The following is a 15867-nucleotide window of genomic DNA, read 5'->3' as shown; positions in this document are numbered from 1 at the left end:
AGAACTAACCCATGAATGTCACAGCAGCCCGCTGGCTGAACAAAGTACCCGAGGTGACGCTGTCATTCTGGGTGATCAAGATCTTGTCCACCACCGTGGGCGAAACCGGCGCGGATTACCTCGCCGTCAATGCCGGTTTCGGCGCCGGCTGGACCAGCATCGGCATGGCCGCGCTGCTGGCGGTGGCGTTGTTCTGCCAGATGCGCACCAAAGCCTACACGCCTTGGATCTACTGGCTGACCGTGGTGCTGGTAAGCATCGTCGGCACACAGATCACCGATATCCTTACCGATAAGCTCGACGTGAGCCTGTACACCAGCACGGCGATTTTTTCGGTATTGCTCACCCTCAACTTCATCGTCTGGTTCCGCACCGAACGCAGCCTGTCGATCCGCGACATCGTGACACCACGGCGTGAGTGGTTCTATTGGACCACGGTGCTGTGCACCTTCGCCCTGGGCACCGCCGCCGGGGACCTCGCCACCGAAGCGCTGGGCCTGGGCTTCACCCTCGGTGCAGTGATCTTCGCCGGTCTGATCGCGATTGCCCTAGTGGCCTGGCGCCTGGGCGTCAACAGCGTGCTGACCTTCTGGGTCGCCTACATCCTCACTCGGCCGTTCGGCGCCTCCCTCGGCGACCTGCTCACCCAAGCCAAGACCTACGGCGGCCTGGGCATGGGCGCCAGTTGGACCAGCGCGCTGTTCCTCTGCGTCATCGTACTGCTGGTGGCGGTCGCGCAAATCAGCGTCGGCAACCGCAAAGCCATCACTCAATAATCTCTGCTATCAAGGAAATCCTCATGCGCATCGCTCAAAACCTGCTTCGCCGCGTCGCCATCGCCTCGGCCATCTTTATGCTGACCCTGGCCACGGGCTGCTCGAAACCAGCCGACAAGCCCAAGGACGCCGCCGACGCCAACCCGACCAGCAGCCAGGCCCACGCCTCGAAACTGGGTGACCTGTCCGAATTCCGCAGCATCGCGGCAGATGTGTCCGCACTGGTCGCCAAGAATGACCTGCCCGGCGCCAAGGCCCGTATCAAGGACCTGGAAACCAGTTGGGACGCCGCCGAAGCCGGCATCAAGCCACGGGCCGCGAACGACTGGCATGTGCTGGACAAAGCCATCGACCGTGCCCTTTCGGACTTGCGTGACGGCAACCCGAACCAGGCCACCTGCAAGGCCTCGATGGATGACCTGCTCAAGACCTTCGACTCGATGAAAGGCTGACGCGGTTCGGCACAGGTGCTTCAATACACACGCGGCGATCCTTTCGCCGCGTTTTTTTTGCGTGGAGAGAAACATGCGGATACTGCTGGTCGAGGACGACCCGATGATTGGCGATGCCATCCAGCGCGCGCTCAGCGATGCGAGCTATGCCGCCGACTGGGTCAACAATGGTGTCACGGCCCTGGCCGCCCTGGACACCCATCCCTATGACCTGGTGCTGTTGGACCTGGGCCTGCCCGGCAAGGATGGCTTGCAAGTGCTGGAGACCCTTCGCAGCCGCAACAACCCGGTGCCGCTGCTGATCATCACCGCCCGCGACAGCCTCGACGACCGCCTGCGGGGGCTCGACGGCGGTGCCGACGACTACCTGCTCAAGCCCTTCGACATGCCCGAACTGCTGGCCCGCATGCGCGCCGTGCTGCGCCGTAAAGGCGGCAGCGCCTCATCCTTGCTCAGCAACGGGGTGGTCTCGCTGGACCTGCTCTCCAAAGAAGCCAGCAGCGCGGAACAACCTGGCGTGGCACTCTCCAGCCGCGAGTTCGCGCTGTTGCAAGCCTTGTTGATCCGCCCGGGAGCGATCCTCTCGCGCAGTGAACTGGAAGATCGCCTGTATGGCTGGGGCAACGAGGTGGAAAGCAACGCCATCGAGTTCTTTATTCACGCCTTGCGGCGCAAGTTAGGCACTCACGTGATCAAGAACGTCAGGGGCATGGGATGGATGGTTTCAAAAAACGTTTGAGTGAGTCGGTTCAACTGCGGTTATCGGTGACCCTGTCCCTGGCGATTCTGTTGGTGGCGCTGGTGGCCAGTGTGTTTGCCTTCGTCTCCGCTTTTGAAGAAGCCCACGAACAACAGGACGATACCCTGCGCCAGGTCGCCATGCTGTTCGATCGTCAGCAGATGAGCCTGAACTACCCGCAAGGCAAGGCCATAGAGGGGGATGACGAAGAGTCCCGGGTGATCATCCAGTACCTGGGTGACAGCCGGCATTCGACAGGCACCACCGATGAGGCGCTGCCCCTGCCCTTTCCCACCACGCTCACCGATGGCCTGTCCACGGTCGAGGTGGCCGGCGAAGCCTTCCGTGTGCTGGTGCGCACCACCTCCAAAGGCGAACGCATTGCCGTGGCCCAGGAGCAGGATGCCCGCGACAAGGATGCCCGCGAAAGCGCATGGCGCAGTCTGCTGCCGTTTCTGATTTTGTTTCCAGTGCTGTTGTTGGTAGTCGGCGACCTGGTGCGCAAGCTGTTCCGCCCGATCGGGGTACTGGCAGCGGAGATCGACCAGCGTGCCGAGCAGGCATTGCACCCGATTGATGAGCAGCATCTACCGACCGAAGTGCGCCCGTTCGTGGTGGCGATCAACCGTCTGCTGGGCCGTGTCGCACAGTCCATGGACAGCCAGCGCCGCTTTGTCGCCGATGCCGCCCATGAACTGCGCTCACCCATGACCGCCCTGTCGCTGCAGGCCGACCGACTGGCCGCCACCGACATGTCGCCGATCACCCGCGAACGGTTCTTGCCGTTGTCCCGGGGCATCGAGCGTGGCCGCAAACTGATCGACCAACTGCTGAGCCTGGCAGCGGCGCAATCGGCGGCGGATCGGGCGCCCACCCAACTGTCCGTGCATGACGTGTATCGGCAGGTGCTGGAGGATCTACTGCCATTGGCCGAGGCCAAGCAGATCGATATCGGTGTCGACAGCGCCGTGGACGTGCCGGTGATGTTCAACCCGATGGATCTGTTCACCTTGGTGAAAAACCTGGTCGATAACGCCATCCGCTATACCCCCTCGGGCGGACGGATCGACCTGTCGGTGGTGGCGATGCCTGGCGCGGTCCAGTTGCAAATCAAGGATTCGGGGCCCGGTATCACCGTGGAAGAACAAGCACGGGTGTTCGACCCGTTCTATCGCAGCCTGGGCACTGAGGAGGCCGGCTCCGGGTTGGGCCTGTCGATCGTCAAGGCGATTGCCGAGCGCACCGGGGCGCGGGTGCAACTGGGGTTTACCGATGAGGCGCAGCAGCGGGGGTTGTGTGTCACGGTGTGGCTGGCGACGTAACGTTCGCAACGCTTTTTTCGTGCGGATATTGCCAGGCATAACTAAAAGTCCATAATGGACAAAATAGTTTATGCGGAGATATCCATGTCCAGCACGCCTCTCGTGATCAACCAGGGCCAGGCTCGTGAACTGCTCGCACAAGTCGATGTGCCGCACATCCTGCACCAGCTGTTTCGCGAGCTGGCCGCCGGGCAAGCGGTGCAGCCCGCGCAACAGTGGGTAGAGTTCCCGCACGGCGCGGGTGACTTCATCAATTACCTGGGCGTGCTGGCCGCCGAAGAGGTGTACGGCGTCAAGACTTCGCCGTATATCGTGCGCGAGCAAGGGCCATTGGTGACGGCTTGGACATTGCTGATGTCGATGCACACCGGGCAGCCGCTGCTGCTGTGCGACGCGGCAGAACTGACCACCGCCCGCACCGCCGCCACGACAGCACTGGCCGTGGATGCCCTGGCGCCCGTGGCAGCCCGACGCCTGGCGATTATCGGCAGCGGCAAGGTCGCCCAGGCGCACCTGCACTACGTGCAGCACCTGCGCGGCTGGCAAAGTATCCGCCTGTATTCGCCAAGCCTTGGCAGTGCCGGCGTTGAAACCCTCGCGCAGCTCAAGGCGCTGGACCCGCGCCTGAGTCTGGCCCGATCCTGCGACGAGGCCCTGCAAGACGCCGACGTTATCCTGCTGTGCACCTCGTCGGCCGGTCCGGTGATCGATCCCTCGCACCTGAGTAAACCGGCGCTGATCACCTCCATCAGCACCAACGCCCCCCGTGCCCATGAAGTACCGCCCCAGTGCCTGAACGCCATGCACGTATTCTGCGACTATCGCCAGACCACGCCGGACGCGGCCGGCGAAATGCTGATTGCTGCCGAGCGGCACGGCTGGGATAAACGCGCCGTGGTCGGCGACCTGCCCGAGTTGCTCAGCGACAGGGCACAGCGTCCGGACTACGATCGCCACGTTTTTTTCCGCTCCATCGGGCTGGGCCTGGAAGACGTGGCACTGGCCAATGCCCTCTACCAGATCCAGCGCTGAATCCCATTCAAGGAGATGTTCATGAGCCATGCAGACTTCATCATCATCGGCGGCGGCATTGCGGGTGCGTCCACGGGTTTCTGGCTGTCGCCGCACGGCAAGGTGCTGGTGCTGGAGCGCGAAAACCACCCGGCCTATCACTCCACCGGGCGCTCGGCGGCGCTCTACACCGCCGCTTATGGTACGTCGCAAGTGCGTGCGCTGACCCTGGCCAGCCGGGCGTTTTTCGATAACCCGCCCGCAGGTTTCTGTGAGCACCCGTTGCTCACGCCACGGGGTGAGTTGACCGTCGACTTCAACAATGACCCCGCCGAATTGAACGCCCAATACCTGAGCGCCAAGGCCACGGTGCCGCAGGTCGAACAGTTGAGTGCCGACGAGGCTTGCGCACGCTTGCCGATCCTGCGCCGCGAAAAAGTCCATGGTGCGATCTATGATCCGACGGCCAGCGACATCGACACCGACGCCCTGCACCAAGGCTATTTGCGCGGCATCCGCCGCAATCAGGGCGAAGTGCACACCGACAGCCACGTGCTGGGCCTGAGCCGCGATGCCGACGGCCTGTGGCAGGTGCGTACCCAGCACTCGACCTTCACCGCCCCGGTTATCATCAATGCCGCCGGGGCCTGGGCCGATCACATCGGCGCGTTGGCGGGCGCCGCGTCCATCGGCCTGCAACCCAAGCGCCGCTCGGCGTTTATCTTCGTCGGGCCTGAGGGTGTCGACAGCCATGCCTGGCCGATGCTGGTGGCCCTCGACGAAGCTTTCTACATCAAGCCCGATGCCGGCATGTTCCTCGGTTCACCGGCCAATGCCGACCCGGTGGAACCCCAGGATGTGCAGCCCGAAGAACTGGACATCGCCATGGGCATCTACCAGATCGAAGAAGCCACCACCCTGACCATCCGCCGCCCCACCCGCACCTGGGCCGGCCTGCGCAGCTTTGTGCCGGATGGTGATTTGCTGTCGGGCTTCGATACCCGCGTGCCCGGGCTGTTCTGGGTCGCGGCGCAAGGCGGCTATGGCATCCAGACCTCGCCCGCCATGGGCCAGGCCAGCGCCGCCCTGGCACGCGGCGCCCCATTGCCCGAGCACCTGACGCGGTTCGGCCTGGACGCTGGTATGCTCTCCCCCGTCCGCCTGGAGCCCCATTGATGAACACCGCTGAACACGACAAGGTCATGCAGAACTTCCGTGCGATCGCCGATGCGATCGCCACGTTGTTCTTTCCCCATGCGGAAGTGGTGCTGCATGACTTGCGCACGCAAACCGTCGACTACATCGCCAATAACCTGTCGAAACGGGCCATTGGCGATGACTCCTCGCTGGAGGACATGCTCAGCGATGACGTCAGCGAAGTGAATATCGGCCCTTACGAAAAGCTCAATTGGGACGGTCAGAAAATTCGTAGCCTGAGTACCGTGTTGCACGACCACCAGGGCCATCGCCTCGCGGTACTGTGCATCAACCTGAATATTTCACTGTTCGAAAACGCCAAGGCGGCGCTGGACCTGTTCCTGTCGCCCAGCAAGCTGATCCCCCAGCCGGACTCGCTGTTTCGCGATGACTGGCAGGAACGCATCAACACGTTCCTGCACGCCTGGATGCGTGAACGCCAACTGAGCCTGAACCTGCTGACCCGTGACCACAAACGCGAACTGGTACTGGCGCTGCATGCCGAGGGCGCATTCAAGGGCAAGAGCGCCTCCAACTACGTGGCCAATGTGCTGGGCATGGGCCGGGCGACCGTCTACAAACACCTGAAAGAACTGAAGTTGTAGTGAGCGGGCTTGGCCTGATGCCAGTCAGTTAAGGCTTAACGCTGTCACGGTGGGAGGGGGCTTGCTCCCGATAGCGGTGTGTCAGTCACGGTTTCTGAACCTGACACACCGCTATCGGGAGCAAGCCCCCTCCCACAGGTTATCCATCGTCTGCTCTATCGCTTAACTGACAGACATTAGGGCAAGCCCGCTCACTACAGTTAGGACAGGGGTTATCAATCGCCGTAGATGTCGGACTTGAAGTACTGCTGGGAAATCTTCTGGTACTCGCCGTTCGCGCGGATGCCGTCAATCGCGGCGTTCAGCTCACTGACCAACGCCGTGTTGCCCTTGCGCACCGCGATACCGGCGCCCTCGCCCACGTACTTGGGGTCCTTGAGCTCCGGGCCGACAAAGGCATAGCCCTTGCCACGCGGCATCGACAGGAAGTCGCTGAGGGGGATGGTGTCGGCGAAAATCGCATCCAGGCGGCCTGCGGCCAGGTCCATGTAGATCTCTTCATTGTTGCTGTAGCGCTTGACGTTGATCCCTTGGGGTTCGAACACCTCGGTGGCATAGCGGTCGGTGGTCGTGGCGCGTTGCACGCCGACGGTCTTGCCCTTGAGGCTGGCGTACTGATCGTCCACCACCGCCCCCTCCTTCATCACCAGCCGCGAGCCGGTGAAGTAATACTTGTGGGTGAAATCCACCGACTTCCTGCGGTCTTCGTTGATGGTCATGGACGACAAGGCCATGTCGATTTTCTTCACCTTGAGGGAAGGAATCAGCCCGTCGAACTCACCCTCTACCCACACGCACTTGGCTTGCATCTGCGCGCATAACGCGTTGCCGATGTCGTAGTCGAACCCGACGATCTTGCCTTCCTGGGTCTTGGAAGCGAACGGTGGATAGGCCGCTTCAATGCCGATGCGCAGGGTTTTCTCGGCGGCCAGCAGATGGCTGGAGGCGATCAAACCCAAGGTCAAGGCTGTGATGAGCGCGCGTTTCTTCATGGTCGTGTTCTCGCAAGTTGTTGTTGGTTTGGCAAGCGTGAAGAACGAGGTGACGCTACTTTTTGTACTTATAATTCCATACTGGACTTTTATGTATTAACCGTCAATCACACCTCGATGTTGCCGCCCCCCATGACTTTTTTGCACAACGCAGTGGTGTTTTTGAGCGTTTTGCTCTGATTTATGCGTGCCTATACTCGGCTCAGCCACCCGGTCGCGCCGGGGGCCAGTCCCCACAACAATAATTAAGGACAGCCACCATGACCCAGCCCTTCCTGGCCGCTCGGGATTTTCTCCTCGCTCACCGCACTGACTACGCCACCGCCGTCCGCGATTTCCGCTGGCCGCAGCTGGACGCATTCAACTGGGCCTTGGATTACTTCGATGCCATGGCTGAGGGCAATTCGGCCGATGCACTGTGGATCGTCGAAGAAGACGGCAGTGAGCAGCGCTACAGCTTCCAGCAACTGTCGGCACGCTCCAACCAGGTCGCCAACCACCTGCGTGCCCTCGGAGTGCGGCGTGGTGAGCGCATCCTGTTGATGCTCGGCAATGATGTGGCGCTGTGGGAAACCATGCTCGCCGCCTTCAAGCTCGGCGCCGTGGTCATCCCCGCCACGGCGCTGTTGAACCCCGATGACCTGCGCGACCGCATCGAGCGCGGGCAAGTACGCCATCTGGTGGTCGGCCAGGCACATATCAGCAAGTTCACCGGCCTGGCTGACGGCTGTAATCGTATTTGTGTCGGCTCGCCACCCTCCGGTTGGGTCGCCCACAGTGCCGCCTTCGAATATCCCGAGGCGTTCCAAGCCGACGGCAGCACCCAGGCCATCGACCCGATGCTGCTGTACTTCACCTCCGGCACCACCTCGAAACCCAAAATGGTGTTGCACAGTCACCAGAGCTATCCGGTGGGCCACCTGTCGACTATGTACTGGATCGGCCTGCAGCCAGGCGACCTGCACCTGAATATCTCCTCGCCGGGCTGGGCCAAGCATGCCTGGAGCTGCCTCTTCGCCCCCTGGAATGCCGGTGCCTGCATCTTTATTCATAACGTGGCGCGATTCAGCGCACCGGCCCTGCTCGGCGCGCTGGAACGCTACGGCGTGACCAGCCTGTGCGCACCGCCCACGGTGTGGCGCATGCTGATCCAGGAAGACCTGGCCTCCTACAAGCCACGCTTGAACCTGCGTGAACTGGTGGGCGCCGGTGAGCCGCTGAACCCGGAAATCATCGAGCAGATCCAGCTGGCCTGGGGGTTGCCGCTGCGCGACGGTTTCGGCCAATCGGAAACCACCGCCCTGGTGGGCAACACACCCGGCCAGGTGCTCAAGCCAGGCTCCATGGGCCGCCCATTACCGGGTTACCAAGTGGCGCTGCTCGATCCCGACGGCCGGCCCGGCACCGAGGGAGAAGTCGCCTTGCCCCTGGCGGTACGCCCGCTCGGCTTGATGCTCGGCTACGAAGACAGCCCGGAAAAAACCGCAGAAGTGATGCGCGACGGCTACTACCGCACCGGCGACACCGCACAGATCGACGCCGACGGTTACATCACGTTCGTGGGGCGCGCCGACGATGTGTTCAAAGCCTCCGACTATCGCATCAGCCCTTTCGAACTGGAAAGCGCACTGATCGAACACCCGGCCGTGATGGAAGTGGCCGTGGTGCCGAGCCCCGACCCGTTGCGCCTGGCCGTGCCCAAGGCATTCCTGATCCTGGCCCATGACAGCGTCGGCGACGCCGAGTTGGCCCGCCACATCCTGGCTTTCGCCCGTGAACAATTGGCACCCTACAAGCGCGTGCGGCGTATCGAGTTCGTCAGCGAGCTGCCCAAGACCATTTCCGGCAAGATCCGCCGCGTGGAACTGCGCCAGATGGAAGTGCTGCGTCGCCAGGGTGATACACGAGGTGAACACGAGCACTTCGAGGAAGACTTTGTGCAGCCCCAGGGCTGAAAAAAGCCACAGGGGCGACGCTACGGCATTGGCCGCGATTGCATTGGGTGCCCCTCTAGGCCCAGCTAATCGCGACCCCGGCCAGGTAGAGGCCCACGCCGAACACGGCATGGCTGATCAAACTGCGCAAGCGGTTCTTGCCCGGCGTCGGCGTCCTGGAGGATGCGAATCCCGCCCCCATGGCGGGCTGTATCACACACAGTGGTACAGCCACTGTGACCACGCCCCACGCGAGTGCCGGCAGGAAGGTGGGTTGCTGCAGCCAGTCAACACCTTGAATCCACACCAGCAACACGGCAAACACAACGCCTGTGACGTAGTGCGCAATCCAGCCCAGAGCGACTTCACCTCGCACGGGCATCGCTTGCCCAATGCTGCGATGAGCGAACTGCCCTCGGCAGGCATGCCCGACCCAGCGTCCAACCAGCGCGAAATTCAGCGTTGGAACGCCAAGGGCTTTCAGGATCAACATCCACACATCCATCACCACCGTAGCCCCGGCGCCCAACCAAACAACCTGTGCAGCCATCTCCAGCGATGCCATATCCACCTCTTGTCCATGGACCGATTAAACATGCGCAGGCATCATAGAAGTTGAAGTCAACTTCAAGTCAATGGTCTATCAATGGATATCACTGAGGTCGTCAAGCGCACGGGCATTCCTGCCCACACCTTGCGTTTCTATGAGAAGAAAGGCTTGATCACGGCAATCAGCCCGCCCGGCGCTCGCCGCCAGTTTGCCGCAGCAGTGGTCGAGCAATTGGCGGTGATTGCACTCGGGCAAGCCGCAGGCCTCTCACTGGACGAGATACAGGCCATGCTGCCCGCCAGTGGTCAGGTGACCGTGGACAGAACGGTGCTGTTGGCCAAGGCCGATGAGCTTGATGCGACGGTCAAGCAACTGCAGGCCATGAGCAAGGGCTTGCGGCATGCCGCCACATGCCCTGCCCCCAACCACGCGCAATGCCCGAACTTTCGCCGGTTACTCGACATTGCCGCAGCGGGAGCCTTCAAGCGCTCCAGGCACAAGGCCGGCCCTGCGGGTAGCCTCATGCACCGCTGACGGCATGCCTTACCAAAACCAATAAGGCAGGAATTTGGGAGTCGGCTCATTGGCCAACTCCAAATGGTAAGTAATGGAATTAAAGAAAAACAAATCCAGCAGGAGAAAGGCGGCGGCACCAAAGCAGAAAACCACAAGCTCGCGATGTGCAGAGGCGCGCAGGCGTGACTCCATCCAGGGCCGAAGTGCAGCGAGGGCAATCAAGCCAACGGACGCACCGAGGTAATTGGGATGAAGGGGCGTCTGGGCATACAAACCATGAACCCAGGCCAGCAACAACAGGCCCAGCCCGATCGCCGGCAAGTTCAAGCAGAACTTCAACAACTTTTGTCGCGTCTTTGCAAATAGCTGGCTACGTTCTACAAAAATATAAGCGGCCAACAATGAAATAGCAGGCGTAATTGAAAGTATATAACGCGCCTTCTTCGAACTCGGGATCGTGAACAGCACGAGCACCACCAGGAACCAGCCGGTGAGATACAGCAGCATGTCTGTCGACGGGTGAGGTGTATCGGCAAAAAACTGCTTGCCCTTCTTGATAATGACGCCCACAGCAATTAAAGCGGTGACGCCGTAGGTCAACAGGCCCGCCGAAAAATAGAAGTAGTAACGGGGAGCGTGATCACTGCCAAAGCGTCCCAGCCCCTGCATGACCAGCACCTCATGCAGGAAAGCCTCGCCGCCTTGTAAATAGGCCGCCCACGCGAGTATGGCAACCCCCAAGGCCAGCACCACGCCAGCCAGCAAGGAAAACACCACCAGCATGCGCCACTGTCGGCTCAGCAGATAGTAAGAGGCGACCACACTGGCCGGACCAATCAGGCCAATCGGGCCACGAAATGCAAAGCCCAGCGCAAGAACCGCGAGAACCAGCAGCAAGCGCAAACGTTGCTTGTACATCTCTCCCGTATAAGCCAGGTAAAAACACATCACCGTAAACAGTGCCGGGTAGACATCCAGCGCCAAGGAATTCACACCGTCAAGAAAAGACCAGGTGAACAGCGCAAACACGACACCGTATGCGCCCCATTTCTTTTCATGCAGTGCTCCCAGCTTGTAAATGAACACCAGCATCAAGGCGGCGGCTATACAAAAGGGAACGCCCATCGAAAGAATCGAGATGCGCCCAAATGGCAGGGAGACCAGATAGACAAGTAATGTATTGAAGACCGTATAGTCAGGATAGGGCTGCAGGTCATCCGCAATGGGAAACAGGGTGACGCCGTACTGCAGCATATATTCGGCAAAATCGACAAAGCGCGTGGTGTAGTTGAGTACCGCAGGCTTGTACTGCAATACCGCCAAGACCACAAAAGCCATGATGAAGATAAATGAGCACGGCTTTTTTAAGGCCACTTCCCTTAGTTTGTCCACACCGTTCCATCGCCCCCAGAAAACGCGCAAATTAGCACTTTGTTTTTTGGGTAATCCAGACGCTAAAAGTAAAGAGTTGTTAAAAACCGTACCTCGTCTCGAGAGCATTGGCCAGCCGGGCTACGGCTGGCCAAATCACACCTAAACCCAGCCGCCATCCACGATAAAGTTCTGCGCGGAGCACATCGCGGACACCTCAGACGCCAGAAACAGCGCCATATCGGCAATATGCTGAGGCTCGACAGACCCCGGCAAGCACTGGCTGCGGCTGATCAACTCGCGGGCCGCATCATCGACCCACATCGCCAGCTGTTTTTCGGTCATCACCCAGCCGGGCACCAGTGTATTGACGCGGATACGGCTTGGCCCCAGCTCCCGCGCCAATGCGCGGGTCATGCCATGGGCGGCGGCCTTGCTGGCGGCGTATACCGGGTAGCCGGCGGACGCCATCATCCAACCGACCGAGCCCAGGTTGATGATCGAGCCGCCGCCGGCGCTTTTCATCATCGGCACCACGGCCTTGGCGGCAAAAAAGGCGTGCTTGAGGTTGACCGAGATCAGCTTGTCGAAGGTTTGCGAATCCACCTCGTCCAACGTGTGGCGCACGTCATTGGCTGCATTGTTGATCAGTACGCTGATCGGCCCCAGGGAATGCTCGAAACGCCCGATGGCGGCCTTATAGGCGATTTCATCGGTGATGTCGCAGCACACGAACTCTACCCTGTGCCCGTTTGAGTTCAGCAGTGCCGCCAGGCGCTCGCCCTGGCTTTGCGCGCGGTCCACAAAGGCCACCTTGGCGCCTTGGGCGGCGAACGCACGCACCATGAACTCGCCGATGCCTGACGCGCCTCCGGAGATCAGTACGGTCTTGCCTTCAAGGTCGGGATAAACAGCCTGTGCAGTACTCATATAACGGTTGCCTCGATCAATTAGTCTTATTTTATTTTACGAAACCGGCTTTAAAGGCTATAAATTCGCTGTCACAGCGACAAATATCGCACATTAGTAGAACTATTCCACTCAAAACAACAAAAGGAAGTTCGATCATGAAGCACCCTCGATACCTGCTTTCGGGCCTCGCCATGTCCCTGCTGATTGCCAGCGGCGGCGCCCAGGCAGCAGGGCTCAGCAGCGAGCACAAACCGTTCGGTAAAACCAACGACGGCACGCCCGTCGAACAGTACATCCTGCGCAACAGCCATGGCATGCAAGCCACGGTGATTACCTACGGCGGCGTGTTGCAGTCGCTGAAGGTGCCGGACAAACACGGCAAGGTCGACGACGTGGTGCTCGGCTTCGATGATGTGCAGGGTTACCAGGCCGGCACGGCGTTTTTCGGCGCGACCATCGGACGCTTCGGCAATCGGCTCGCCGGCGGTGCCTTTGAACTCGATGGCAAACGCTACCAGGTGCCGCTCAACGACGGTCCCAATTCGCTGCACGGCGGCGCCCAGGGTTTCGACAAGCAGGTGTGGCAAGCCAAGCCGGTCAACGGCAAGGATTCGGTCGGCGTCACCCTCACCTACTTGTCCAAGGACGGCGAGATGGGCTTCCCGGGCAACCTGAAAACCGAGGTCACCTACAGCCTCAACGATAACAACGAACTGCACATCGACTACAAGGCCAGCACCGACAAACCCACCGTGCTCAACCTGACCAACCACAGTTACTTCAACCTCGCCGGCGCAGGTAACGGCGACATCCTCAAGCAAGTCGCGACCTTGCATGCCAGCCACTACACCCCGGTGAATGCCACCTTGATTCCTACCGGCGAACTTGCGCCCGTCCAGGGCACGCCGATGGACTTCCTCAAACCCACCGCCATCGGCCAACACATCAAGGATGATCACCCGCAACTGAAATTCGCCGAGCCGAAACAAGGCGGGTTCGACTTCAACTGGGCACTGGATAGCAAAGGTAATGTGAAGCAACTGGCGGCCGAGGTGCATGACCCTGAGTCCGGGCGGCGGTTGCAGCTCTACACCACGGAGCCTGGAGTGCAGTTCTATACCAGCAACTTCCTCGACGGCACAGTGAAGGGTAAAGGCGGCAAGCCGTACCTGCACTGGGGCGGGTTCACCCTTGAGACCCAGCACTTCCCGGACGCGCCCAATCAACCGAAGTTTGCCTCGACCCGCCTGAACCCTGGGCAGACCTACACCCAGAGCACCGTCTTCAAATTCACTACCGACTAAAACTGTGGGAGGGGCTTGCTCCTCCCACATTTGCTCCTCACATGGCTTGGATCAGCGCTGGCCAACAGCACCGAGGATCACACCGTCTTCAAACTCACCACTGATTAAAACTGTGGGAGGGGGCTTGCTCCCGATGACGGTGGGTCAGTTGTTACATCCGGTGCTGCACCACTGCTATCGGGAGCAAGCCCCCTCCCACATTTGATTCTCACATGGCTTGGATCAGCTTTGGCCAACAGCACCGAGGATCACACCGTCTTCAAACTCACCACTGACTAAAACTGTGGGAGGGGGCTTGCTCCCGATGGCGGTGGGTCAGTTGATACATCTTCCGGCTGACACACCGCTATCGGGAGCAAGCCCCCTCCCACATTTGCTTCTCACATGGCTTGGATCAGCGTTGTTTCATTCGGTCGATGACCACGGCCAGCAGCAGGATGGACCCTCGGATCACATATTGATAAAACGTGTCGATGTTTTTCAGGTTCATCGCATTCTCAATGATCGCCAGAATCAACACCCCGGCAATCACATGCCGGATCATGCCGATACCACCACTCAACGACACCCCGCCCAGCACACACGCCGAGATCACCGTCAGTTCGAACCCCTGGCCGATCATCGGTTGGCCGGAGGTCATGCGCGAGGCCAGGATCACCCCGGCCAGGGCGCCAATCACGCCGTGTACGGCGAAGATCAGGATCTTGGTGCGATCAACGTTCACCCCCGCCAGCAACGCCGCTTCCGGGTTGCCGCCGATGGCCATGGTGTTGCGCCCATAGGTGGTGTAGTTGAGCAGCCAGCCGAAGAACAGGAAGCACAGGATGGTGATCAGGATCGGCACCGGCACGCCGAACAACTGGCCGTTACCGAACACAAAGAATTGATCCTGGGATACGCCCACCGCCTTGCCATCGGCAAAGATATAAGCCAGGCCCCGCACGATCTGCATGGTCGCCAACGTGGTGATCAACGCGTTGACCCGCAGCTTGGCGATCACGATCCCGTTGATCAGCCCGACGACCAGGCCCATCACCAGCGCCGCCCCGATGCCCAGCATCACGCTGTCGGTATCGCGCATGACGATGGCCGCCACCACCCCGGCGCAGGCGATCACCGAGCCCACCGACAGGTCGAAGTGCCCCGACGCCAGGCAGAACAGCATGGTGCACGCGGCGATGCCCACGGTGGAAATTGCCAGGCCCAACCCGCGCATGTTCAGCGGCGAGAGGAAGTTATCGACCAGCAAGGCGCACAGCACAAAGATGCCCACCGCCGCCAGCAGCATCGCCCAGTTGTCGAGCAGTGCACGGATATCCAAGGGTTTGCGTGCCGTTGGCAACGCGTTGTTTTGAGTGGTCATGGTGTTCTCTCAGTTCGCCAGGCCGCGCGGCAGGGCCAGCTGCAGCAGGTTGGATTCAGTCGCGTGTTCGCGGATTTGTTCGCCGCGCATGGCGCCTTCGCACAGCACCAGGATGCGATCGGAGATGCCCATGACTTCCATCAAGTCGCTGGACACCACAATCACCGCGATGCCCTGGGCCGCAAGGTTATGGATGATCTGGTAAATCTCGGCCTTGGCGCCGATATCGATGCCGCGCGTGGGCTCATCCAGCAGCAGCACTTTCATCGGCATCGACAGCCAGCGGCCGAGAATGGCCTTCTGCTGATTACCGCCGGAGAGGAACAGGATTTTCTGCGCCGCATTCGGCGTCTTGACCTTCATCGCCTTGATCTGTTGGTCGGCGTTGCCTTTTTCCCAACCTTCGCGCAACAACCAGCCAAACCTCGAATGCGCACCACGGGCACTGATGTTGATGTTCTCGGCCACGCTGGACAGCGGGATGATGCCTTCCTTCTTGCGATCCTCCGGGCACAGCAACACCCCGGCGGCAATCGCGTCGCGAGGCGAGCGCAGCGGCAATGGCTCACCACAGAGTTCCAGCGTGCCGGCGCTGGCACGCTCCAAGCCGCTGAGCAGGCGCAACAGCTCGGTGCGCCCGGCCCCGACCAGCCCGAACAACCCAAGAATCTCGCCTTTGCGCACCTCAAAACTGATCGGCTCGCGCAAGCCCGAGCCAAGCAGGCCGTCGACCTTGAGCGCCACCGCGCCCTGTTCGCGCGCACGGTAGTCGTAGATATCCTGGATATCGCGACCGACCATGCAGGTCACCAACTGGTCGTGG

At 60.7% G+C, this 15867-nt stretch carries 16 protein-coding genes; 10 read left to right on the top strand and 6 right to left on the bottom strand.

Annotation, left to right across the window (positions count from 1 at the left end; all coding sequences use genetic code 11):
* Positions 1 to 11: 11 nt before the first annotated feature.
* The 7 genes from C9383_RS04290 (at position 12) to C9383_RS04260 (ending at position 6102) form a co-directional block, all read left to right on the top strand.
* Positions 12 to 776, top strand: coding sequence for a COG4705 family protein (locus C9383_RS04290; RefSeq protein WP_090371927.1), 765 nt, complete (start codon positions 12 to 14; stop codon positions 774 to 776).
* Positions 777 to 799: 23 nt separating this feature from the next.
* Positions 800 to 1228: a hypothetical protein gene (locus C9383_RS04285; RefSeq protein ID WP_090371929.1), complete on the top strand. Its 429-nt coding sequence runs from the start codon at positions 800 to 802 to the stop codon at positions 1226 to 1228.
* A 73-nt stretch (positions 1229 to 1301) separates the two neighbouring features.
* The gene (locus C9383_RS04280) at positions 1302 to 1967 is read left to right on the top strand and encodes a response regulator transcription factor (RefSeq protein ID WP_090371931.1); all 666 of its coding nucleotides are present in this window, start codon (positions 1302 to 1304) and stop codon (positions 1965 to 1967) included.
* The gene (locus tag C9383_RS04275; RefSeq protein WP_090371933.1) at positions 1943 to 3289 is read left to right on the top strand and encodes an ATP-binding protein; all 1347 of its coding nucleotides are present in this window, start codon (positions 1943 to 1945) and stop codon (positions 3287 to 3289) included. Before C9383_RS04280 ends, C9383_RS04275 begins: the two co-directional genes overlap by 25 nt.
* 84 nt (positions 3290 to 3373) lie before the next feature.
* Positions 3374 to 4321, top strand: coding sequence for an ornithine cyclodeaminase family protein (locus tag C9383_RS04270; protein WP_090371935.1), 948 nt, complete (start codon positions 3374 to 3376; stop codon positions 4319 to 4321).
* A gap of 21 nt (positions 4322 to 4342) precedes the next feature.
* Positions 4343 to 5476, top strand: coding sequence for an NAD(P)/FAD-dependent oxidoreductase (locus tag C9383_RS04265; protein ID WP_090371937.1), 1134 nt, complete (start codon positions 4343 to 4345; stop codon positions 5474 to 5476).
* The gene (locus C9383_RS04260) at positions 5476 to 6102 is read left to right on the top strand and encodes a helix-turn-helix transcriptional regulator (RefSeq protein WP_060755458.1); all 627 of its coding nucleotides are present in this window, start codon (positions 5476 to 5478) and stop codon (positions 6100 to 6102) included. Before C9383_RS04265 ends, C9383_RS04260 begins: the two co-directional genes overlap by 1 nt.
* A 215-nt stretch (positions 6103 to 6317) precedes the next feature.
* On the opposite strand, the gene C9383_RS04255 is transcribed toward C9383_RS04260, so the two are convergent.
* Positions 6318 to 7094: an ABC transporter substrate-binding protein gene (locus C9383_RS04255; protein WP_090371939.1), complete on the bottom strand. Its 777-nt coding sequence runs from the start codon at positions 7092 to 7094 to the stop codon at positions 6318 to 6320.
* Positions 7095 to 7354: 260 nt separating this feature from the next.
* Here C9383_RS04255 and C9383_RS04250 point away from each other — a divergent pair, with 260 nt between their 5' ends.
* On the top strand, positions 7355 to 9049 hold the full coding sequence (locus C9383_RS04250; protein ID WP_090371941.1) for an AMP-binding protein: 1695 nt from the start codon (positions 7355 to 7357) through the stop codon (positions 9047 to 9049).
* 55 nt (positions 9050 to 9104) lie between these two features.
* Here C9383_RS04250 and C9383_RS04245 read toward each other — a convergent pair whose 3' ends face one another.
* Complete coding sequence (locus C9383_RS04245; RefSeq protein ID WP_090371943.1) at positions 9105 to 9593, bottom strand: DUF2938 domain-containing protein; 489 nt, start codon at positions 9591 to 9593, stop codon at positions 9105 to 9107.
* Positions 9594 to 9674: 81 nt separating this feature from the next.
* Here C9383_RS04245 and C9383_RS04240 point away from each other — a divergent pair, with 81 nt between their 5' ends.
* Positions 9675 to 10112 carry a helix-turn-helix domain-containing protein gene (locus C9383_RS04240; protein ID WP_090371945.1) on the top strand — a complete coding sequence of 146 codons (438 nt, stop codon included), beginning with the start codon at positions 9675 to 9677 and terminating at the stop codon, positions 10110 to 10112.
* A 9-nt stretch (positions 10113 to 10121) separates the two neighbouring features.
* On the opposite strand, the gene C9383_RS04235 is transcribed toward C9383_RS04240, so the two are convergent.
* Positions 10122 to 11432, bottom strand: a complete 1311-nt coding sequence (locus tag C9383_RS04235; protein WP_090372450.1) for an ArnT family glycosyltransferase — start codon at positions 11430 to 11432, stop codon at positions 10122 to 10124.
* Positions 11433 to 11627: 195 nt separating this feature from the next.
* Entirely contained in the window at positions 11628 to 12395 is a 768-nt protein-coding gene (locus C9383_RS04230) for an SDR family NAD(P)-dependent oxidoreductase (RefSeq protein ID WP_090371947.1), read from the bottom strand.
* Positions 12396 to 12532: 137 nt separating this feature from the next.
* Between C9383_RS04230 and C9383_RS04225 the strand changes: the two genes are divergently transcribed.
* A complete protein-coding gene (locus C9383_RS04225; RefSeq protein ID WP_090371949.1) occupies positions 12533 to 13681 on the top strand; it encodes an aldose epimerase family protein in 1149 nt (382 codons plus the stop codon).
* A 394-nt stretch (positions 13682 to 14075) separates the two neighbouring features.
* Here the strand turns inward: C9383_RS04225 and araH are convergent, their stop codons facing one another.
* Both araH and C9383_RS04215 read right to left on the bottom strand, forming a co-directional pair.
* The gene (gene araH, locus C9383_RS04220; protein WP_060756379.1) at positions 14076 to 15044 is read right to left on the bottom strand and encodes an L-arabinose ABC transporter permease AraH; all 969 of its coding nucleotides are present in this window, start codon (positions 15042 to 15044) and stop codon (positions 14076 to 14078) included.
* A gap of 9 nt (positions 15045 to 15053) precedes the next feature.
* The coding region (locus C9383_RS04215) for an ATP-binding cassette domain-containing protein (RefSeq protein WP_146164702.1) at positions 15054 to 15867 on the bottom strand (814 nt) is incomplete at its 5' end.

Origin of the sequence: Pseudomonas palleroniana (genome assembly GCF_003031675.1) — a bacterium.
Classification (GTDB): Bacteria; Pseudomonadota; Gammaproteobacteria; order Pseudomonadales; family Pseudomonadaceae; genus Aquipseudomonas; species Aquipseudomonas palleroniana.
Note: the sequence above shows the minus strand (reverse complement) of the source record. Positions and strands in the feature narration are given on the sequence as shown.

Excerpts from the sequence above, each read along its gene's own strand:
- C9383_RS04290 (WP_090371927.1), top strand. The coding sequence starts at position 12 with ATGAATGTCACAGCAGCCCGCTGGCTGAACAAAGTACCCGAGGTGACG.
- C9383_RS04285 (WP_090371929.1), top strand. The coding sequence starts at position 800 with ATGCGCATCGCTCAAAACCTGCTTCGCCGCGTCGCCATCGCCTCGGCC.
- C9383_RS04280 (WP_090371931.1), top strand. The coding sequence starts at position 1,302 with ATGCGGATACTGCTGGTCGAGGACGACCCGATGATTGGCGATGCCATC.
- C9383_RS04275 (WP_090371933.1), top strand. The coding sequence starts at position 1,943 with ATGGATGGTTTCAAAAAACGTTTGAGTGAGTCGGTTCAACTGCGGTTA.
- C9383_RS04270 (WP_090371935.1), top strand. The coding sequence starts at position 3,374 with ATGTCCAGCACGCCTCTCGTGATCAACCAGGGCCAGGCTCGTGAACTG.
- C9383_RS04265 (WP_090371937.1), top strand. The coding sequence starts at position 4,343 with ATGAGCCATGCAGACTTCATCATCATCGGCGGCGGCATTGCGGGTGCG.
- C9383_RS04260 (WP_060755458.1), top strand. The coding sequence starts at position 5,476 with ATGAACACCGCTGAACACGACAAGGTCATGCAGAACTTCCGTGCGATC.
- C9383_RS04255 (WP_090371939.1), bottom strand. The coding sequence starts at position 7,094 with ATGAAGAAACGCGCGCTCATCACAGCCTTGACCTTGGGTTTGATCGCC.
- C9383_RS04250 (WP_090371941.1), top strand. The coding sequence starts at position 7,355 with ATGACCCAGCCCTTCCTGGCCGCTCGGGATTTTCTCCTCGCTCACCGC.
- C9383_RS04245 (WP_090371943.1), bottom strand. The coding sequence starts at position 9,593 with ATGGCATCGCTGGAGATGGCTGCACAGGTTGTTTGGTTGGGCGCCGGG.
- C9383_RS04240 (WP_090371945.1), top strand. The coding sequence starts at position 9,675 with ATGGATATCACTGAGGTCGTCAAGCGCACGGGCATTCCTGCCCACACC.
- C9383_RS04235 (WP_090372450.1), bottom strand. The coding sequence starts at position 11,432 with ATGGCTTTTGTGGTCTTGGCGGTATTGCAGTACAAGCCTGCGGTACTC.
- C9383_RS04230 (WP_090371947.1), bottom strand. The coding sequence starts at position 12,395 with ATGAGTACTGCACAGGCTGTTTATCCCGACCTTGAAGGCAAGACCGTA.
- C9383_RS04225 (WP_090371949.1), top strand. The coding sequence starts at position 12,533 with ATGAAGCACCCTCGATACCTGCTTTCGGGCCTCGCCATGTCCCTGCTG.
- araH (WP_060756379.1), bottom strand. The coding sequence starts at position 15,044 with ATGACCACTCAAAACAACGCGTTGCCAACGGCACGCAAACCCTTGGAT.